The sequence below is a fragment of the Actinomadura formosensis NBRC 14204 genome (assembly GCF_001552155.1).
Taxonomy (GTDB): Bacteria; Actinomycetota; Actinomycetes; order Streptosporangiales; family Streptosporangiaceae; genus Spirillospora; species Spirillospora formosensis.
Genome location: NZ_BCQQ01000016.1, coordinates 15,942 through 35,984 on the forward strand (window position 1 = coordinate 15,942; position 20,043 = coordinate 35,984).

Below are 20,043 nucleotides of genomic sequence, written 5' to 3' on the forward strand. Positions count from 1 at the left end.
CAAGGGACCCGGAGGACCCACGGGATCCGCCTCGGACGGCACGGTCGGCGCCGTCATCGTAACCACAGCGCATGGACCGCGGAAAAGCCCCGCGGGTGAGGGCTTTGGTCCCTTGCGCGACCGGGTTCGGCCCCCATGCGCTATAGGCTCATCGCATGTACGTGCGGGGCTGGTGGACGGGGGCATGGCCCACCCGGCGTTCGCGCGCGCTCGACGTCTTCCTGGCGGTGTCCCTGGCCGCCGGCGACGGCGTGTTCCTGTGGTTCGCCGACCAGAAGTTCTGGCTGCCGCCGCCCGTCGTGTCGGCGTGCAGCGTCGTCCTCGGCCTGGCGCTCGTCGTGCGGCGCTCCCACCCCGTGGGGCTCGCCCTGTTCCTGCTCGTGTTCGGGACGATCACCGGCGCGGGCGTGTTCGCCGTCCTGGTCGTGCTGTACTCGCTCGCCGCCTACACCGCGTCCCGCTGGACGGTCCTGACGATCGCCGCCGTCACCTACATCGCCGCGCTGGCCTTCCCGTCCCCGACGGCGACGGCGGACAACTTCGCCGTGCAGGCCATCTTCGGCATCGCGTTCATCGCGGTTCCCGTCCTGCTGGGCCTCTACATGGGGGCGCGCAAGCAGCTCCTCGCCTCGCTCCAGGAACGCGCGGCGAGGCTCGAACGTGAACAGCACCTCCTCGCAGAGCGCGCGCGGGGCGAGGAACGCACCCGCATCGCGCGGGAGATGCACGACGTGGTCGCCAACCGGATCAGCGTCATGGTCGTGCACGCGGGCGCGCTCAAGGCGATCGCCGCCCGCGACCCCGAGCGGGCCGCCGAGACCGCCACCATCATCGGGGACATGGGGCGGCAGGCCCTGGAGGAGCTCCGCCACGTCATCGGGGTCCTGCGCCAGGGCGAGGAGGCCCTTCCCCAGGAGGCGGTGACACTCGCCCACGTCCGCGAGCTCGTCGGCCAGTCCGGCGCCGCCGGCCTCCGCGTCGACCTGGCGGTCCGCGGCGAGGAGCGCCCGATGCCGATCGCCGTGGGACGGACGGTGTACCGCCTCGTCCAGGAGGCCCTCACCAACGTCCACAAGCACGCCGGGGCCGCCGACACCCGCGTCGGCCTCGGCCTGCTGCCCGAGGCGATCGAAGTGGAGATCGTCAACGACCCGCCCACCGCACGGCCCGAGCACCGGCTGCCGAGCGGCGGGAACGGCCTGGTCGGGCTGCGCGAGCGCGTCACCGCCCTCGGCGGCAGCTTCGAGGCCGGGCCCCGCGGAGGCGGCTACGCCGTCCGGGCGAGGCTGCCGCTGCCCGCGTCCTGACGGCGCGGACGCGGAATGTCGGGGCCCCTGAATACAGTGGTGGAAAGCAGGGGAGTACGCCGGACCAGGCCGGACCAGGGGAGTGCCGATGCGCCCAGTCACCGATCTGCGGCGCCGCGTGGCGCCGTTCGAGGTCGTCACCGAGATGACGCCGTCGGGCGACCAGCCGCAGGCGATCGCCGAGCTGACCGCCCGGATCGAGGCCGGCGACAAGGACGCGGTGCTGCTCGGCGCCACCGGCACCGGCAAGACCGCCACGATCGCGTGGCTGGTGGAGAAGCTGCAGCGGCCGGTCCTGGTCATGCAGCCGAACAAGACGCTCGCCGCCCAGTTCGCCAACGAGCTGCGCGAGATGCTGCCGCACAACGCCGTCGAGTACTTCGTGTCGTACTACGACTACTACCAGCCCGAGGCGTACATCCCGCAGACCGACACCTACATCGAGAAGGACTCCTCGATCAACGACGAGGTCGACCGGCTGCGGCACTCGGCGACCAACTCGCTGCTCACCCGCCGCGACACCATCGTCGTCGCGTCGGTGTCCTGCATCTACGGCCTCGGCACCCCGCAGGAGTACGTCGACCGCATGCTCCGGCTGCACACCGGCCAGGAGATCGACCGCGACGACCTGCTCCGCCGGCTCGTCGGCATGCAGTACACGCGCAACGACCTCGCCTTCACCCGCGGGACGTTCCGGGTCCGCGGCGACACCATCGAGATCATCCCGCAGTACGAGGAGCTCGCCGTCCGCATCGAGATGTTCGGCGACGAGATCGAGAAGCTCGCGACCCTGCACCCCCTCACCGGCGAGCTGATCACCGAGGACGACGAGCTGTACGTCTTCCCCGCCTCCCACTACGTCGCCGGCCCCGAGCGCATGGAGCGGGCCATCCGCGACATCGAGGCCGAGCTGGAGGAGACCCTCGCCGTGATGGAGCGGCGGGGCAAGATGCTGGAGGCGCAGCGGCTGCGCATGCGCACCACCTACGACATCGAGATGATGCGCCAGGTCGGCGCCTGCTCCGGCATCGAGAACTACTCCCGGCACATCGACGGCCGCGGCCCCGGTACCGCCCCCAACACCCTCCTCGACTACTTCCCGGAGGACTTCCTCCTCGTCATCGACGAGTCGCACCAGACCGTCCCGCAGATCGGCGCCATGTACGAGGGCGACGCGTCCCGCAAGCGGATGCTGGTCGAGCACGGGTTCCGGCTGCCGTCCGCGATGGACAACCGCCCCCTGAAGTGGGAGGAGTTCCTCGACCGCATCGGCCAGACCGTGTACCTGTCGGCGACGCCCGGCCCGTACGAGATGAACCGCGTCAAGGGCGACGTCGTCGAGCAGGTCATCCGCCCGACCGGCCTCATCGACCCCGAGATCGTCGTCAAGCCCACCAAGGGCCAGATCGACGACCTCATCCACGAGATCCGCGAGCGCACCGAGCGCGACGAGCGCGTCCTCGTCACCACCCTCACCAAGAAGATGGCCGAGGACCTCACCGACTACCTCCTCGAACTCGGCATCCAGGTCCGCTACCTGCACAGCGAGGTCGACACCCTGCGCCGGATCGAGCTGCTCCGCGAGCTGCGCTCCGGGGAGTTCGACGTCCTGGTCGGCATCAACCTGCTCCGCGAGGGCCTCGACCTGCCCGAGGTCTCCCTCGTCGCGATCCTGGACGCCGACAAGGAGGGCTTCCTGCGCTCCGAGACGTCCCTCATCCAGACGATCGGCCGCGCGGCCCGCAACGTCTCCGGCCAGGTCCACATGTACGCCGACACGGTCACCCCGTCGATGGAGCGCGCGATCGACGAGACCAGCCGGCGCCGCGCCAAGCAGCAGGCCTACAACGCCGAGCACGGCATCGAGCCGCGGGCCCTGCGCAAGCGCATCGCCGACATCCTCGACTCCCTCGCCCGCGAGGACGCCGACACCGAGACCCTCATCGGCGGCGCCGGGCGGCAGCAGTCCCGCGGCAAGGCCCCCGTCCCCGGCCTGGCGTCCAAGGCGGCCTCGCGCTCGGGGGAGGTCGGCCGCCACGCCGCCGACCTCGTCGGCGAACGGCCCCGCGAGGAGCTGGAGGCCCTCATCGAGCAGATGACCGACCAGATGCACCAGGCCGCCACCGACCTGCAGTTCGAGCTCGCCGCCCGCCTCCGCGACGAGATCAAGGAACTCAAACGCGAACTCCGCGACATGAAGGAGGCCGGTGTCAGGTGACCGCCGGGGCGCGCGTGCGGAAGGCGGCGTTCTCCCCGTGCCCGCGTCGGGCGATCGGCGCCGTCAGGTGAAGGAGAGCGCGACGCGGTCCTCCACGGGCCGGTAGCCGAGCCCCTGGTAGATGCCGTTGCTCGTCGGGTCGGCGAGGTCGGTGAACAGCACGACGTGTGCGGCGCCCGCGTCCAGCGCACCCGCGGTCACCGCGGCGGTGACCGCCGCTCCGTAGCCCCGGCGCCGGTGCGCGGCGGGGGTGTACACGGGCGCGACCCGCGCCATGCCGGCGACGACCGGCGTCCGCCCCGCCATCGACACCGGACGGCCGCCGGCCTCCCACAGTGTGAGCCCGCCCTCCGCGAGCCTGCCGTCGACCAGTTCGGTGTTCACGGGCCGGGACTGGCCGGCGTCGCGGTAGAAGGTCGCGAACCATTCCAGCACCAGCTCGCGGTCGCCGCCGCCGGCCGTGCGCGCGGCGCCCTCCGGCGGCGGATCGGGGACGTCCAGCCTGTCGAGCCGGTAGAGCCGCTGCCGCATCCTGACGCCGCTCGCGGCCCCGGTCCTGCTCGTCCACGCCTCGGCGAACGCCCCGGCCGCCGCCCGTGCCCCGTTGACCTCCGGCACCTTCGCGTCCCGCCCGGCCAGCGCGTCCGCCAGTTCCGCGGCCGCCGCCTGCGGCATCGCGCTCAGCAGCAGCGGATGTGCGCCGGTCCACATGCACACGCCCGCCACACGCCCCGCCGCCGTCCACCATCCGAGCAGCGTTTCCCCGTAGAGGCCGGGGCCCTGCGTTCGCATGGCCTCGGCCACGGTCAGCGCCACGGTGTTCGCGACGGGATCACCGCGCAGGAAACCGCTCGCCCGCGTGAGGAACTCCTCAAGATCATCGGTCAGCGTCCATCCCATACCCGAGCATGCGCACACCCCTGCCCGCCTCGCACCCCGTTTTCCGGCGGCGGCCATGCCCGGCACCCTCGCCCGCGGCCCGGACATTAATGGGAGGACGCGGCCCGGGGCGCGGCCTACGATCGCGGGATGGGGCATGAGGTTCGGCCGGCGCGGCCCGAGGATCTCCCGGGGCTGGCGGAGATCGAGAACTCGGGCGACCCGATGTTCGAGGAGATCGGGATCGTGTTCCCGCCCGGTCCGACCGTGATCGAGCAGGTGATCGGCAAGGGCGCCGGGATCGTGGTCGCCGGTGACCCGCCGGTCGGGTTCGCGGCGACCCGGCAGGTCGATGGCGCCGCGCACCTGGAGCAGATCTCGGTGCGCGGCGACCTGACCGGGCGGGGGATCGGCGTCCGGCTGCTGGAGGAGGTCGTGGCGCGGGCGGCGGCGGCCGGATCGCCCGGTGTCAGCCTGCTGACGTTCCGGGACGTCCCGTGGAACGGCCCCTGGTACGCGCGGCACGGGTTCGCGGAGCTGCCCGAGGACCGGTGGGGGCCGGGCCTCAGGTCCTACTGGGACGCCGAGGTCGAGGCCGGGCTGCACGAGCTGGGTCCGCGGGTCGTCATGTGGGCGCCGGCCGGGGAGCGGTAGCCTCGGCACCGGCGCCCCGGTGCCGATCATCCGCGGCATCCGGCTGATGATCTACAATGTAAAGGCGGGAACCGGGAGCGGCTCGTGGACGTCTGCCCCAGGGACGTACAAGGAGGACGATGACCAGCCCGGTGGCATGGATGCGGGCCCGTCTCGGCGAACGAAGGGCCGCGCTCGTCCTGCTGGTGGTGCTGCTGGCACTGGCCGTCGTCCCGCTGGCGGCGATGCCCGCGGTCCGCTGCGAGGTCTTCGGCGGCGGCTGCCCCAGGCCCGCACCGGAGAAGCGCACCGACCCGGTCGCGGTCCGCAGGGGACCCACGCCGCTCGAAGTGGCCACGCGGGGTTCGTATGTCGCGCTGGGGGACTCGTACTCGGCGGGCGTCGGCGCGGAGGCGACGGTGGCCGACCAGAACCCGCTCGACCGCTGCCATCGGACGTCCAAGGCGTACTACCACGAGGTCTCCCAGGCGTTTCGTTTCGCCAGGGGCACGTCGTTCTGGGCGTGTTCCGGCGCGACGACCGACGACGTCCTGGACGGGCGGGGCGGTGAGCCCCCGCAGATCGGGCGGATCGGACGCGACACCAGCCTGATCACCATCAGCATCGGCGGCAACGACGTCGGGTTCTCCAAGGTGCTCGCCGGATGCGTCGTCAAGCTGCCGTGGGGCAGGGGCTGCACCTCGCAGGGCGAGGAGATCGCCGGCAAGATGTCCGAACTGCGGCAGGATCTTCCGGCCCTGCTCGCGAAGATCACCGCGCGGGCCCCCTACGCGCGGGTGATCGTGATGGGGTACCCGAAGGCGTTCTCCGAGGTCAGCGGCGTGGACGGGGACAACATCACGGTGTCGGACCAGCGTTGGCTGAATGCGCGCGCCTACGATCTGGGGCGGCTGATCCGCCAGTCCGTCATCGAGGCGGACGCGCGCAAGGCCGCGACGCACGGCCGCGGCAGCGTCGAGTTCGTCGACGCCTACAGTGCGTTCGCCGGCCACGAGGTCGGCAGCCCGAACGCGTACATGAACGGCCTGACACTGAACCTGTCGGCGCTGGAGGCCGAGCCGCGCAGCTACCACCCGACGATCGCCGGGCAGCACGCCCTGGCCCAGTTGTTCACCGAGCAGATCAAGAAGGGACCGGGCCGCCCGCTGTCCTAGCGCGGGACGGCGCGTTCCACCGCGATCGCCACAAGGTCCTGTACCTCCTCGTCGGAGAACACTCCCGGGAGGGTGAGGTGCTCGACGATCAGCCAGTTGAGGGCGAGGTAGAGCAGCCGGACGGAGGTGGCGTCGCCGGGCAGGCCGCTGTCCAGGTGGTAGGCGATGTTGGCGTCGATGTCCGCCCGCACCCGCTCGGTCAGCACGGCGCGCAGTTCCGGGCGCCGGGTCGCCTCCAGGCGCAGTTCCAGCAGTGCCAGGTAGCCGGTGCGGAAGCCGGAGATACGTCCGATCACGTCGCGGAGGAGTTCGGTGACCTTGGCGATGTCGCGGGGCCCCTCCAGGGTCCCGGCCACGGTGGACGCGTCGGGCTGCAGGCGCTCGTAGATCCGGCCGCCCGCCTGGGTGAGCAGGTCGTCCCGGTTGGCGAAGTAGTTGGACGCGGTGCCGGCCGGGACGCTCGCCTCGGCGTCCACCGCCCGGAACGTCAGCCCGCGCGCCCCCTCCCTGGCCAGGACCTCGATGGCGGCGTCGACCAGTGCCGCCCGCCGTTCGGTGTTCCGCCGCATGTTGACACCACTCCAATTGTAGTACTACGTTCTAGCCACTACAAGCAGAGTACTACGTATGGAGTTCATTTATGCGAAAGCTCGTCTACTACGTCGGCGTCAGCATCGACGGCTACATCGCGGGGCCGGGCGGCGAGTTCGACTTCTACCCGCTCGGGGACGACATGGCGGCCTGGATCAACGAGCGCTACCCGGAGACGATCCCCACGCACGTCCGTCCGCATTTCGGCCTTGAGGGAGCGCCGAACAAGCGGTTCGACACGCTGGTGATGGGGCTCGGCACCTACCGGCCGGCCCTCGACATCAACGTGACCAGCCCGTACGCGCACCTTCGGCAGTACGTCGTCTCCACCACGCTCGACGAGATCGCCGACCCCGGCGTGGAACTGGTCAGAGAGCCGCTCGACGTCGTCCGCGAACTCAAGGCCGAGGACGGTGACATGGACATCTGGCTCGCCGGTGGCGGCAGGCTCGCCGGTGCCCTCCTCCCCGAGATCGACGAACTGATCGTCAAGTCGTATCCGGTGGTGGCCGGGGACGGCATCTCCGCCTTCTCCGGCGGGTTCCGACCGACCCGGTTCGCGCCGGCCGAGCGGAAGCCGTTCGGCAACGGCGCCCAGGTCACCTGGTTCACCCGCGTTCCGTAGTGTGGAAACCAGGGGGTCCGTGGAGGGGAGGAGCCGATGGCCGTCACGATGGCGCTCGCCGGGGACACCATGCTGGGACGCGGCGTGGCGGACGAGATCGCGGTGTCCGGTCCGCACGGCCTGTTCTCGGAGGGGGTGCGCGAGGTCTTCGCGGAGGCCGACCTCGTGCTGCTGAACCTGGAATGCTGCATCTCCGAGCGCGGACGGCCCTGGGGCGCCCCGGGCAAGCCCTTCCATTTCCGGGCGCCGCCGGCCGCCGCCGAAGCCCTCACCGACCTCGGTGTCGACTGCGTGACGCTCGCCAACAACCACGCCCTGGACTTCGGGCCCGACGCGCTGGCGGACACACTCGCCATTCTGCGGCGGGCCGGCGTCCGGACGGTCGGGGCCGGTGCCGATCTGGAGGAGGCGCGGGAGCCCGTCGTCCTGGAAGCCCGGGACACCCGGATCGCGGTCGTGGGCATCACCGATCATCCGGCCGATTTCGCCGCCGGGCCCGATCGTCCCGGTGTCGCGCACGTCGATCTGTGGGGCGGCGTCCCCGATGACCTGGTGAGGCGGATCCGCCGGCTTCGGGACGAGGCCGATGCGGTACTGGTGATGCCGCACTGGGGGCCGAACATGACCGATGAGCCGCTGGGTTACGTCCGGCGTGCGGCCGAGGCGCTGGTGGACGCCGGCGCGTCGCTCATCGCAGGGAGTTCGGCGCACGTGTTCCACGGTGTTTCCTGGCCGGTCATGTTCGACATGGGGGATTTCATCGACGATTACGTCGTTGACCGGCAGCTCCGCAACGACCTGGGCCTGGTGTTCCTGGTCACCGTGGACGGCGGTGGCCCGTCCCGGATCGAGGCGGTGCCGGTCCGGCTCGACCTCGCGCACACCCGGCTGGCCGAGGGCGCCGACCGCGCCTGGATCGTCGACCGCTTCACCGCGGCCTGTGCCGCCTTCGGGACGGAGGTCACCGTCCGGGGCGACCGGCTCGTCCTTGAGTCAAGGTCCGGCGCGCCATAGCGGATCGCCGAGGGGTGGGTACTCGTCCGCCAGCGCGTCGGCCGATCTCGCGCCGGAGCCGTTCCGGCAGCGTCCCTCACCGCGACCGCAATGTTACCGAATGCACTCAATTGGTAGCTAAGCGCAATGGCAGGTCCGGTCCATCCCGCACGCGGTGTTTCCTATCCCGTCACCGCGCTGTTCATGGTGGGCGTCTTCCTGCTCGGCGCGGCGTTCATCGCCTCCTACGTGGGCGGACTCCACGCACCGCATCCCCACCGGGTGCCGGTGGCGGTGGCCGGCCCGGCGGACGCCACCGCACGGGTCGATGCCGCACTGCGCCGCGAGGGCGACGCGTTCGACCTGCGCACCTACCCGACCACCGCGTCCGCACGCCAGGCGATCCAGCACCGGGACGTGTACGGCGCCTACCTGCCCCAGCAGGGCCGGCTGCTCATCACCTCCGCCTTCGGCCCGACCACCAGCGGCCTCCTGCGCAGCGCCTTCGCCCCGGTGGCCGCCGCCGACGGCCTGCGCCTGTCCGTGCAGGACGTGGTGCCGGCCGACCCCGGCGACCCGGAGGGACTCGTCCCGTTCTACCTGGTGATCGGATGGATCGTGAGCGCCTACCTGGTCGCCGCGATCGTCGGCCTCTACCGCGGCATGGCGGCCATCACGCTCCGCGACGCCCTCGTCCGCCTTGCCGCCTTCGCGGTGTACTCGGCGGTGGCCGGCGCGATGGGCACCCTCATCGTGGAAACCGGCTACGGCTACCTGCCCGACAGCCCGTGGCCGCTCACCGGCGTCGGCGCCCTGTGCGTCTTCGCCGTGGCGGCGGCGACCGCCGCGGCCGAGAGCCTGCTCGGGATCATCGGGACGGCGTTGACGATCCTGGTGTTCGTGGTGCTCGGCAACCCCTCGGCGGGCGGCCCGTGGCCGCTGCCGCTCCTGCCGGCGTTCTGGCGGACGGCCGGCCCCTGGCTGCCCAACTGGGCCGGCACGGAAGCCGTACGGAACGCCGTCTACTTCGACGGCCACGCCTTGACGCGCCCCCTGCTCGTCCTCGCCGCCTACGCCGCCGCCGGAATCGTGCTCTTCCTCCTCCTGGCCGGACGCACGAACCCGGTGATGCGCTTCCCCGCCCACTCCACCGCCTGACCGGCATGTGCGAAGCCGGACCGAGAACACGGCTGTGGACAGCCCTGACGCTCCTGCAGGACCGTTTCCGCGACCTTGCATTATGTGTGCCGCGTCCTCATGGGCCGGTACCAGAAGTTGCTCAACTGGAGCATCGTGGAAAACCCCTACAAAAAAAGGGGGGGTGACCCGTAACTCTTCGGTTCTCCTGACAAGACCTTTGCTCAAGATCACTGCTGTTGTTATGGTCTCCATGCTTTCCGGAAATTCCGACCATCCGGTGAACCAATCGAGGTGCCGGAGGTGACGGAAACAGCGGGTGGACCCTGAGAGACGCCGAACGCGGCGGCCGAAAGGCCGCCGCGCTGGGCATACATGCACTCCCAGAGTACTCCCTGTCCGGTGGGCAATGCCATGTCCGCATCACGGAGAGGGTCTCCATGCGAAAGACACTGAAGGGCGGCCTGGTCATGGCCGCCACGGCCGGCGTCATCATCCTCGGCGGGGCCGGTGCCGCCATGGCCGAGGGGAACGCCGCACCTGCCCCCGACCCGACCGCCACCGAGGGCTCGGTCACCTTGGACCCGGGCACCGGTGACGTGACCGCCCAGGGCACCAAGAACGTCGGCGGCGGCACGTGGAACTACGGCTCCAACCGGGTTCAGGATTACGGCTGGTCGGACTACTACCACCCCACGAACTGCCACGGCTCGTCCGCGAGGTCGGGCAGGCACTACGCCGCGGATCACGGCGTCGCGGCGAAGCGGTGGTCCGAGGCCACGGTCACGAAGGACGGCACGGTCAAGGTGTACTGGACGAACAAGTGCTGATCCTCGGTGAGGCCGCCTACGGCCGATCTGTCTGAGTGAGCGCGCCGCAGGGGTGACGGGGTGACAGAAGTCATCGCGTCACCCCTGTGTGCCAGTGAACGACCTTGGATTGCGAGGGAATGCTCCCATGCGTCACCCCGGTTTGAAGATCGTCCATGCCGTCATGCTCGCCGTCTCGGTGCTGCTCGCGTTCTTCGTATTGCAGGATCTCGACGAGGAGCCCGCAACGGGCGAGGCGGCCTCGATCTGGATTCTGGATAATCGTGATGCCGTGAGTGGTGCACAGACCGCACGGATGGTGGACTCCTTCGCGCGTGGGCATCGGGTGTCGGTCGTGCGGGAGGTCCAGGACTTCCGGGAACCCGATCGCCTCCTGCATCTTTACATCGCCTCAGGCGACGCCGGATCGGCTCCGGAGTCATGGGCGCGGCGGGGGGTCTCCTCCTTCGGGCACGGCATCCGTACCGAAACCCATCCGTTGAAGGAGAGCGGCTTTCTCGACCCCAGGGGCATGTACAAGGTGTACGGCTCTCGTCGCGCCATCGAGGAACTACGCGCCGAGTTCGCCGGGATCGGCCTCGTCGGGGAGTTGGTCGAGCCTGTCGGGTTCGGCGAGCGTCTCGTGCGTTACGCGCATTCTTCGCTGGGATCGGCCTATTACGTCGTCGCGCTGACCGTGGTGCTGACCGTGGGCGCGAGCGTGCTGCTGAGCGCCAAGGGCTACGGAGTGCTGCGGCTTCAGGGCATGTCGTTCCCGGCGATTCTCCGGCTGGATCTGCGCCGGTCGGCGCCCTTCTGGCTCATCGCCGTCGCGGTGGTCACGACGATCACACTGGTCTTTCTCGGCATGTACAACGGCTTCGCTCACGTCGGGCTGTTCGCCATGGTCGCGGGCGGTTTGGCGGGAGTGCTGTGCCTGCTCTCCCTCATCACCCATCTGGGCGCGTTGGCCTTGGTGACCCGTACCGGTGTGCTGCGGGGGCTGAAAGGGGAGGTGACGGCCAGGCCGGCGATGGGGAGCGTCTATCTGCTGCGGGTCATCGCCGCGCTTCTGGTCCTCATTATCGGCGGTGCCGCCCTGGCGTCCGCACGGGATTTCGCGCAGCGGCAGGCGAGTCAGCAGCGCTTCGCCGCGCTGGGAGAGGCCAATTACATCAGGCTTCCCGGCAGCCGGACGGAGAATGCCTCCGAGGAGGCGGCGGCGCGGGTCGGCCGGTGGTTACGGCGGGTCGATGAGCGGGGGCAGGTCATCGCGATCTACCGGTGGTACCTGAACGATTTCAGCTCCGCGAAGCAAAGACTTCCCGAAGGTGAACTGCTGTTCGTCAACGACACCTTTCTCGCCGAGCAGCCGATCCTGGACCCGTCAGGGAGGCGATACGGCCCGGATCCTCGGGGGCGGTTGCGGGTCATCATCCCGGAGCGCCTGCGTGAATACGCCCAGACCATCATCGACAACGTTCCGGCGGGAGTTCACCCCGCAGACGGCGGGAAGCTGGTGCGCAGGGCCGGTGTGGACCAGGTGTGGGCGAAAGACGGCCAGACGGTCTTCACCTTCGGCTCCGAGAGCGAAGGGCTGGACGAACCCCTGCTACACGATCCCGTTCTCGTTGTCATTCCCAACGGATCGTCCCTCACCTCGGGCGCCGACTATACGGCGATGGCGACCCATAACGGGATCATCTTCAAGAACCCTCAGGATCTTCTGTCCGCCCTCGGACGGGACATCCCGAGAGAAGACATCGCGGACATGAATCCGGTCGGTCAGAACGCCGCTGGGGAATACGCCGAATCTGCGCGCGAGTTACGGGTCAGCGGGTTGAGTCTGACTGCGGCCCTAGTTGTGCTGTTCACCACCGGGCTGGGGGTGTGCATGATCTACGCCCGCAAGAACGCCCAGGCCATCTTCGCCAAGCACATCAACGGCTGGTCGTTCTGGACGAACCATCGCCGCCTGTTCGCCCTGGACGCCCTCGTCGCCTGCGGGCTGCTGGGCTGGGTCGGCTGGGGGATCTGGACCAGGGTCAAAGCGCTCGACCGATTCACCGCCAGGGGCGTTCCGGCGCCGCCAAGCCTGCCCCCGGCCGACTGGTGGGAACTGGCGCCCGCCGCGGGGGTGGCCGCACTGGCGACGATCCTGCTGACGGCCGGGCTCGCCTTCGCCCACCGCCGCATCGTGACCGAACACGCCGCCGATGTCTGAGCACACCGGGAGCCCGCCCATGATCACCGTTAAGAACCTGTCCAAGTCCTTCGGCCGCCGTACGCTGTGGTCCGACCTCGCTCTCACGGCCAAGGCGGGCGAGATGCTCGCCGTGACCGGCCCCAGCGGATCAGGCAAGTCGACCCTGCTCAACTGTATCGGCCTGCTGGAGTCGCCGACCAGCGGACAGATCCTCTACGAGGGCACCGACACGACGCGGTTCGGCAGGCGGGCCGCGCGTCGCTTCCGCCGTGACGTCCTGGGCTATCTGTTCCAGAACTACGCGCTGATCGAGAACGCCACCGTCGCCGAAAACCTCGACATCGCGTCCCCCAACCGACGCGACCGCCATGCGCGCCACCTCGACGCGCTCGACCGCGTGGGTCTGGTCGGACGGGAGAAGGAGAAGGTCCACCATCTCAGCGGCGGCGAACAGCAGCGCGTCGCCCTCGCCCGCCTCCTGGTCAAGCAGCCCTCCCTGATCCTGGCGGACGAGCCGACGGGGGCCCTCGACAGCGCCAACGCCGCCATGGTCATCGACACGCTGCGGCAGCTGAGCGACACCGGCTGCACCGTGATCATCGCCACCCACAGTGACTATATCCAAGGCAGATGTGACACCACCTTTGAGATCACCTCTGCAGAGGCCGACCTGGTGGACCGCACGCCGGTGGTGGTCAAGCGTCCCGGGTCCTGAAGGCGGGACGGAAGGCGGAGTGGACGCGGTTTCCCGGGCCGTCGCTTCGGTGACCTCAGCGGGGGCAGGGGCGCAGTCCGGGGGCGGCGTCGCCGCCGTTCAGGCAGCCGCAGATCGGGGTGCGGGTCTTCAGCGTGACCTTGATCAGGGTGAGGCCGCGGTTGTCCGGTGCTTTGGGCGGGCCGTCGTCCTTGTGCGGGTCGTTGTCCTCGTGTGGGTCCCGGTGGAAGTCGATCTCGCCGGTGGCCGCCTCGCGGACGTGCAGGTGACGCAGTGCCAGCAGTACGGTGCCGGACGTCACGGAGCGGCTGCCGGTGACCCGGGGCGGTCCGGTGTCGGTGAGGCCGAGGCCCTTGAAGACGTCCTGCGCGGCCTGGCTCAGGGCGACGGTGGCGTCGTAGGTGAGGGCCATCTGGCCGTCCACCAGAAGCGGTTCGTTGGGCCGGACGTGCGGCGCGCCGATGCCGAGGAGGTTGCGGGCGAGGAGGAAGAAACCGTTGGTCTGGTCGGCGTTGCCCGCGACCAGGAACGGCAGGTGGACGAAGGCGGTGTGGTAGATGACCGTGTTGTCGGGGATCGGCACCTCGTGCGGTCTGGTGCCGAACCGGGTCTTGGTCACGTCGTCGCCGGCGAGGAGGACGAGGCGGTGCCGGGTGCAGCCGCCCTGGACGAGGCCGTTCATCAGTCCGGGGAGGTCTTCGGAGCGTCCGGCGAAGTAGACGAGGGGCGCGGGGGCCTTCTCGCAGACCTTCTTGACCCCGCCGGCGATGTCGTCGGTGCCGGTGTAGTTGACCGGGTCGACGGCGCGGGGCTTGAGCGCGCGGGTGACGTCGTCGGCGATCTCGCTGCTGTAGGCGTCCCGGGACGGGCCGGGTTTGCGGTGGACGAGCATCAGGCGGGAGATCGGCCGGCCCTTCAGTTCGATGCGGACGGCGGCGCGGGTCGCGGCGGCCTCCTGGTAGTTGGTGGACGCGGGACCGTAGTAGTGGGGCAGGGCCGGGAGCTGGTCGGAGGAGTTGACGGTGTCGATGATCGGCAGCCCGGCGGCGATCAGCCGTTCGATCGCCGCCCGGGAATGCTCGGTGTTGCGGCCGAAACCGACGACGCCGATGAGGCTGGGGGCGCGGCGGGCGAGGTCGAGGATGCGGTCGGCGGTCTCGGCGGAGAAGGCCATGTTCTGCCCGGTGTTGGCGGGCAGCAGGCGCAGCTTGAGGGAGTTGTTGACCTCGCCGGGGTGCTTGGAGCGGTTGTTGCGCATCTGGGCGAGGTAGGCGCCGGCGAGTTCCCGGATGCTGCTCACCGTGAGATCGCTCTGCCCCGGGCTGGCGGTGAACACGCCCGCGTAGACGACGGTGACGTACGGCTTGGGCGAGTCGATGACGGCCTTGTTCTCGTCCTCGATGCGGCGCTGCAGGTCGGCGAGGGTGAGACGGGCGCCGGTGTTGCCGGGGGAGGAACCGCCGCTTCCTCCCTTCATGCACAGGAGAACCGTTAGGGTGCAAGGCATGGCGCGGCAGGTGAAGCGGGCGTTTCGGTACCGTTTCTATCCCACTCCCGGACAGGCGGCGGAACTCGCCCGCACGTTCGGCTGTGTGCGGCTGGTGTACAACCGGGCGTTGGAGGAACGCACCCGCGCCTGGTACGCCGAGCGGCGGCGGGTCTCCTATGTGGAGACCTCCGCGATGCTCACCGGGTGGAAGAAGACCGAAGAGCTGGCGTTTTGGGCGAGGTGTCCAGCGTGCCGCTGCAGCAGGCGCTGCGGCACCTGCAGACCGCGTTCACCGGCTTCTTCGCCGGGCGCGCCAGGTACCCGCGGTTCAAGTCGCGCAAGAAGTCGCGTGCCTCGGCGGAGTACACCCGCTCGGCGTTCCGCTGGCAGGACGGGTGCCTGACGCTGGCCAAGATGTCCGAGCCGCTGGCGATCGTGTGGTCGCGGCCCCTGCCGCAGGGGGCGGTGCCGTCCACGGTGACCGTCAGCCGGGACGCGGCCGGGCGCTGGTTCGTCTCGATCCTGTGCACCGACACCATCGCCCTGCTGGAGCCGGTGGAGCGGGCGGTGGGGGTGGACGCGGGAATCACCTCACTGGTCGCCCTGTCCACCGGGGAGAAGGTCGCCAACCCCAGGCACGAGCGCCGCGACCGCGAACGCCTGGCCAGAGCGCAGAAGGACCTGTCCCGCAAGGCCAAGGGCTCGGCGAACCGGGACAAGGCCAAGATGCGGGTGGCGCGGATCCATGCCCGGATCGCCGACCGGCGCCGGGACTTCCTGCACAAGCTGACCACTCGGCTCGTCCGTGAGAACCAAACGGTCGTGATCGAGGACCTGAACGTGCGCACCATGGTCAAGAATCACTCGCTGGCGCGTGCGATCTCAGACGCGGCGTGGCACCAGTTGCGGTCGATGCTGGAGTACAGGGCCGGCTGGTACGGCCGTGAACTCATCGTGGTCGACCGGTGGTTCCCCTCCACCAAGACGTGCGCAAAATGCGGAACCATCACCGACACGTTGCCCCTTGAGGTGAGGGAATGGGAGTGCGGCGGGTGCGGCGTCCGGCATGACCGGGACGTCAACGCCGTGAAGAACGTTCTGGCCGCCGGGCCGGCGGTATCGGCCTGTGGAGCCGACGTAAGACCCAAACGGCGCAGGCCCGGCGGGCGGACGGCGACGAAGCGGGAAACCCGATCGGCGACGGTCGGAATCCCCTGCCCCTAGGCAGGCGGAGGATGTCAACCAGTCGAACAGCGCGAGATCGCGCTCGGAGTCGGCGGGTCGGGGGTTGCCCACGGCTGGTCCTTCCCTGTCCAGGGACGGATCTCGGCTCTCGCTGCGAAAGCGTAAGGCCGTGGCGGCGGGGTGCCACGCCGTGGCAGGAGGGGCGCCCCCGTCGCGGCGTCCGGTTCCGGCCGTTCAGCTCTCGCCGGTGATGGTGTTGAGGCGCTCCACGGCGCCGGCGAAGTCGTCGACCATGTCGTAGACGACCTGGCGGGCGGGTTTGACGGTGTTCATGAGTCCGACGCACTGGCCGACGAAGTAGTTGGCGAGGGCGCGGGCGCCGGGGTTGCCGGACTCGGCCACCTTGGTGATCTGCCGCATGGCGCCCTCGGCCACGATCATCTGCAGCGGCATGCCGAGCGGGCCGGGGCTCGCGGGGCCCTCCCACTCGTCCGTCCAGGCGGAGCGGAGCTGGCGGGCGGGCTTGCCGGTGCGGGACCGGGACCGGATCGTGTCGCGGGAGGTGGCGGCGAGCATCTTCTCCTTCACCGCCGGGGACGTCTCCGCCTCCTCGGTGGTGAGCCACACCGAACCGCACCAGACGCCGGACGCGCCGAGGGCGAGCGCGGCGGCCATCTGGCGTCCGGTGGCGATGCCGCCCGCGGCGAGGACGGGCACCGGCGCGACCGTGTCGACGACCTCGGGGACGAGCACCATCGTGGAGATCTCGCCGGTGTGCCCGCCGGCCTCTCCGCCCTGCGCGACGATCAGGTCGGCGCCCGCGGCGACCTGGCGGCGGGCGTGCTCGGGCGTCCCGACCAGCGCGGCGACGGGGACGCCCGCCGCACGGGCCTTCTCCACCATGAGCGGGGGAGGGGTGCCGAGCGCGCTGGCGATGAGCCCGATGGGGTGGGCGAGTGACACGTCGATCAGCTCGGTCGCGCCCTCCTTGGTGACCTGGCCGCCGCCGCGTGCGTTGGCGTGCCTGGCCCTGTCCAAGTCGGGCAGCGGGACGTCGTACTTGGCGAACAGGCCGGTGAGGAACGTCCAGTGCTCGTCCGGGATCGCGGCGAGCATGGCGTCGAGGCCGCCGCCGCTCTCCGCCGCCTTGTCGATCTTGCCGGGGACGAGGACGTCCACGCCGTAGGGGCGGCCGTTCACGTGGTCGTCGATCCAGCGCAGCTCCTCTTCGAGCCGGTCGGGGGTGTACGCGACGGCCCCGAGGACGCCGAGCCCGCCGGCATTGGTGACGGCGGCGACGACGTCGCGGCAGTGGCTGAAGGCGAACAGCGGGAACTCGATGCCGAACCGTGCGCAGACCTCGGTGTTCATGCCCCGACGCTAATGGACCGAATGCCATTCGGTCCAGTGGGTCAGGGGTGGAACAGGATGTAGGTCTCGCCCTCGTCCGGCCGCTCGAACGTCACGTGCAGCGGCAGGCCCTCGCGGAGGTCGCCGCGGGTCACCCCGTCCAGCCGGGCGTGCAGCCACGGCCCCTCGGCCAGCTCGACCAGGGCCAGGTACGCCGGGGGCTCCTCGGGCAGGACGGTCCAGGTCACCAGGGTCGCCTCGCCGCTCGCCTCCGCCCAGCCGGGGTCCTCCTCCCCGCAGCCGGGGCAGCCGGACGCGTCCGGCGCGAACCAGCGGTCGCACGCCTCGCACCGCCGGATGACGAGCCGCCCGGCGGCCGTGCCGTCGAAGAACGGGTCGGTGCGCCCGTCGCGGCGCAGAATCCCGATGTCCATGGCTAGGCCCCCTTCGGGTGCGGGCTGACGATCAGCGTGGAGTGGTGGTCGAGGATGCCGCCGTTCCCGCTGACGAGGATCACGTCGCGGGCCGGCACCTGCCGCTCGCCGCCGTCCCCGCGCGCCTGGATCACGGCCTCCGACAGCGGGGTCATGCCCCACATGTAGTACGCCGACAGCTGCCCGCCGCCGGTGTTGGTCGGCAGCGACCCGCCGGGACCGAGCGCGCCGGACGCGGCGAACGCGCCGCCCTCGCCCTTGGCGCAGAACCCGTAGTCCTCCAGCGACACCAGGACCGTGTAGGTGTAGCAGTCGTACAGCTCGCACACGTCCACATCGGACGGGGCGATCCCGGCCATCTTCATCGCCGTGGCCCCCGCGGAGGCGGCGCCGGTCGTCAGGCCGAAGTCGCTGCCGCGCTCCTTGCGGTGCCCGGGATGGCCCTGCCCCCATCCCCACAGGTGGACGGGCGGGCGGGCGAGGTCGCGGGCCCGGTCGTCGCCCGTCACGATGACGGCGATGGCGCCGTTGGAGACCAGGCAGCAGTCCAGCAGGTGCAGCGGCTCGGACACCCAGCGGGAGTTCTGGTGGTCGTCGAGGGTGATCGGGTCGCGCATCTCGGCGAGCGGGTTGCCGGCCGCCCACGCGCGGGTCGAGACGGCGATCGCGCCGAGCTGCTCGCTGGTCGTCCCGTAGCGGGCCATGTGCCGCTGGGCGGCGAGCGCGTAGAAGGAGGTGACGCTGCGCAGCCCGAGTGCCGCCGTCATCCCCGCGAATCCGTGCCATTCGCGGGCGCTGCGGTTGTAGGCCGCGCCCGCCGACTGCTTCGGCTTGCGCGGCGCGTCCGCGAACACGCAGGCCACGGTGGTCGCGGTCCCATTCAGCACCGACATGGCCGCGTACGACACCATCGCCCCGGCCGTGGCGCCGAACGCGTTGACCTGCGCCAGCAGCCGCAGGTCACCGAGCCCGAGCGTGCCCGCCAGTTCGATGCCGGGGGACCCGCTCACGCCATGGCTGACCAGCAGCCCGTCCAGGTCGCCGAGCGCCAGCCCCGCGTCGGCGGCGGCGAGCCGCACCGCGTCCGCGGCGAGCCGCCGCGGACTCCGCCCGTACACCCTGCCGAGCTCGGTCATGCCGAGCCCCACGATCGACGTGCCCCTCGAAGTGCGCATGGCCCCGCTCTCCTCGTCCGTAAGCGCTACGGTACAGAATGTCGTTCGGTGGAGGGCGGGCCGGGAGATCACGGGCGGGTGCGGAAGGCGTTGCGGTAGGCCAGCGGGGACGTGCCGACCCGGCGGGCGAAGTGGGCGCGCAGCGTCACCGGCGAACCGAACCCGGCCTCGGCGGCGACCCGCTCGACCGGCAGGTCCGTGCTCTCCAGCAGTTCCTGCGCGCGGTGCACGCGGGCGCGTGCCAGCCACTGCCGCGGCGTCGTTCCCGCCTGGTCGCGGAACCGCCGGGTCAGCGTCCGGACGCTGACCGACGCGTGCCGCGCGATGTCGTCCAGCGTCAGGGGACGGTGCAGATTGGCCTCCAGCCAGGCCAGCGTCGGCTGGAGGGCCGTCTCGCCGTCCGGCGGCTCCTCGCGCCGGATGAACTGCGCCTGCCCGCCGTCCCGCTGCGGCGGCATGACGATCCGGCGGGCGGTGCGCGCGGCCGTCGCCGAGCCGTGGTCGCGCCGGACGAGATGCAGGCACAGGTCGATGCCGGCCGCGACCCCCGCCGAGGTGAGGATCTGCCCGCCGTCCACGTAGAGCACGGACGGATCGACCTCGACGTCCGGGAACCGGCGGGCCAGCGCCCTCGCGTAGCGCCAGTGCGTGGTGACGCGCCGTCCGTCCAGCAGCCCGGCCGCGGCGAGGACGAACGCGCCGACGCAGATCGACGCGATCCGGGCGCCGCGCGACGCCGCGTGGCGCAGGGCGTCCAGCACCTCGGCGGGCGGATCGGACCGGACGTCCTCGTGCCCCGGCACCACGACGGTGCCGGCCGTGGCCAGTGCGTCCAGCCCGAACGGGGTGTCCACCCGGATCCGGCCGAGCATGGCCGACGTCTCCGCGCCGCCGGGCGGCGTGCACACCCGCGTCTCGTACAGCGGGACGTTCCCGGCGGTGGTCGTCGAGCCGAACACCTGCCCCGGGACGGCCAGGTCGAACGCGACCACGCCGTCAAGCGCGAGTACGGCCACTACGTGCATGGCCAGAACGTAGCGCATATCGGCAGTCCGGACACTGTCGGAGACATCCGGCGGCATCGGACGATCAGGAGCGTTCGCAGCACCACGTCCGAGGAGC

The 20,043-nt window shown here is 70.7% G+C and carries 17 protein-coding genes and 1 pseudogene; 11 read left to right on the forward strand and 7 right to left on the reverse strand.

Annotated features, from left to right (window positions below; translation table 11 throughout):
* The first annotated feature begins 155 nt into the window (after window positions 1-155).
* A complete protein-coding gene (locus tag AF1_RS06235) occupies window positions 156-1,307 on the forward strand; it encodes a sensor histidine kinase (RefSeq protein ID WP_067794044.1) in 1,152 nt (383 codons plus the stop codon).
* A gap of 88 nt (window positions 1,308-1,395) precedes the next feature.
* Window positions 1,396-3,525: an excinuclease ABC subunit UvrB gene (gene uvrB, locus AF1_RS06240; RefSeq protein WP_067794045.1), complete on the forward strand. Its 2,130-nt coding sequence runs from the start codon at window positions 1,396-1,398 to the stop codon at window positions 3,523-3,525.
* Between the two features lie 63 nt (window positions 3,526-3,588).
* Here uvrB and AF1_RS06245 read toward each other — a convergent pair whose 3' ends face one another.
* Window positions 3,589-4,425, reverse strand: a complete 837-nt coding sequence (locus AF1_RS06245; RefSeq protein WP_067794046.1) for a GNAT family N-acetyltransferase — start codon at window positions 4,423-4,425, stop codon at window positions 3,589-3,591.
* 129 nt (window positions 4,426-4,554) lie between these two features.
* Here AF1_RS06245 and AF1_RS06250 point away from each other — a divergent pair, with 129 nt between their 5' ends.
* Together AF1_RS06250 and AF1_RS06255 are read left to right on the forward strand one after the other, a co-directional pair.
* The gene (locus AF1_RS06250) at window positions 4,555-5,058 is read left to right on the forward strand and encodes a GNAT family N-acetyltransferase (protein ID WP_067794047.1); all 504 of its coding nucleotides are present in this window, start codon (window positions 4,555-4,557) and stop codon (window positions 5,056-5,058) included.
* A gap of 119 nt (window positions 5,059-5,177) precedes the next feature.
* Window positions 5,178-6,212 (forward strand): SGNH/GDSL hydrolase family protein, encoded by a 1,035-nt coding sequence (locus tag AF1_RS06255; protein ID WP_067794048.1) that lies wholly within the window; start codon window positions 5,178-5,180, stop codon window positions 6,210-6,212.
* Here AF1_RS06255 and AF1_RS06260 read toward each other — a convergent pair.
* Entirely contained in the window at window positions 6,209-6,781 is a 573-nt protein-coding gene (locus tag AF1_RS06260; RefSeq protein ID WP_067794049.1) for a TetR/AcrR family transcriptional regulator, read from the reverse strand. The genes AF1_RS06255 and AF1_RS06260 overlap by 4 nt on opposite strands.
* A gap of 71 nt (window positions 6,782-6,852) precedes the next feature.
* Here AF1_RS06260 and AF1_RS06265 point away from each other — a divergent pair, with 71 nt between their 5' ends.
* From AF1_RS06265 to AF1_RS06290, 6 genes are all read left to right on the forward strand, one after another.
* Window positions 6,853-7,428 (forward strand): dihydrofolate reductase family protein, encoded by a 576-nt coding sequence (locus AF1_RS06265; RefSeq protein ID WP_067794050.1) that lies wholly within the window; start codon window positions 6,853-6,855, stop codon window positions 7,426-7,428.
* Between the two features lie 36 nt (window positions 7,429-7,464).
* Window positions 7,465-8,442, forward strand: a complete 978-nt coding sequence (locus tag AF1_RS06270; protein ID WP_067794051.1) for a CapA family protein — start codon at window positions 7,465-7,467, stop codon at window positions 8,440-8,442.
* 126 nt (window positions 8,443-8,568) lie between these two features.
* Window positions 8,569-9,579, forward strand: coding sequence for an ABC-2 transporter permease (locus tag AF1_RS06275; protein ID WP_067794052.1), 1,011 nt, complete (start codon window positions 8,569-8,571; stop codon window positions 9,577-9,579).
* 419 nt (window positions 9,580-9,998) lie between these two features.
* Entirely contained in the window at window positions 9,999-10,388 is a 390-nt protein-coding gene (locus tag AF1_RS06280) for a lactococcin 972 family bacteriocin (RefSeq protein WP_067794053.1), read from the forward strand.
* Between the two features lie 127 nt (window positions 10,389-10,515).
* Window positions 10,516-12,591: a hypothetical protein gene (locus tag AF1_RS06285; protein ID WP_067794054.1), complete on the forward strand. Its 2,076-nt coding sequence runs from the start codon at window positions 10,516-10,518 to the stop codon at window positions 12,589-12,591.
* A 19-nt stretch (window positions 12,592-12,610) separates the two neighbouring features.
* Window positions 12,611-13,288, forward strand: coding sequence for an ATP-binding cassette domain-containing protein (locus AF1_RS06290; RefSeq protein ID WP_067794055.1), 678 nt, complete (start codon window positions 12,611-12,613; stop codon window positions 13,286-13,288).
* A 55-nt stretch (window positions 13,289-13,343) separates the two neighbouring features.
* On the opposite strand, the gene AF1_RS06295 is transcribed toward AF1_RS06290, so the two are convergent.
* Window positions 13,344-14,765 carry a type 1 periplasmic-binding domain-containing protein gene (locus AF1_RS06295; RefSeq protein ID WP_067794056.1) on the reverse strand — a complete coding sequence of 474 codons (1,422 nt, stop codon included), beginning with the start codon at window positions 14,763-14,765 and terminating at the stop codon, window positions 13,344-13,346.
* A gap of 28 nt (window positions 14,766-14,793) precedes the next feature.
* Between AF1_RS06295 and AF1_RS06300 the strand changes: the two are divergent.
* Window positions 14,794-16,001: pseudogene (locus AF1_RS06300) on the forward strand (RNA-guided endonuclease InsQ/TnpB family protein).
* 195 nt (window positions 16,002-16,196) lie between these two features.
* On the opposite strand, the gene AF1_RS06305 reads toward AF1_RS06300, so the two are convergent.
* From AF1_RS06305 to AF1_RS06320, 4 genes are all read right to left on the reverse strand, one after another.
* On the reverse strand, window positions 16,197-17,333 hold the full coding sequence (locus AF1_RS06305) for a nitronate monooxygenase (RefSeq protein ID WP_067794057.1): 1,137 nt from the start codon (window positions 17,331-17,333) through the stop codon (window positions 16,197-16,199).
* A gap of 41 nt (window positions 17,334-17,374) precedes the next feature.
* Window positions 17,375-17,746 (reverse strand): Zn-ribbon domain-containing OB-fold protein, encoded by a 372-nt coding sequence (locus AF1_RS06310; protein WP_067794058.1) that lies wholly within the window; start codon window positions 17,744-17,746, stop codon window positions 17,375-17,377.
* A 2-nt stretch (window positions 17,747-17,748) separates the two neighbouring features.
* Window positions 17,749-18,921, reverse strand: a complete 1,173-nt coding sequence (locus AF1_RS06315) for a thiolase family protein (protein WP_067794059.1) — start codon at window positions 18,919-18,921, stop codon at window positions 17,749-17,751.
* Between the two features lie 68 nt (window positions 18,922-18,989).
* Window positions 18,990-19,946 (reverse strand): GlxA family transcriptional regulator, encoded by a 957-nt coding sequence (locus AF1_RS06320; RefSeq protein ID WP_067794092.1) that lies wholly within the window; start codon window positions 19,944-19,946, stop codon window positions 18,990-18,992.
* Window positions 19,947-20,043: the final 97 nt, after the last annotated feature.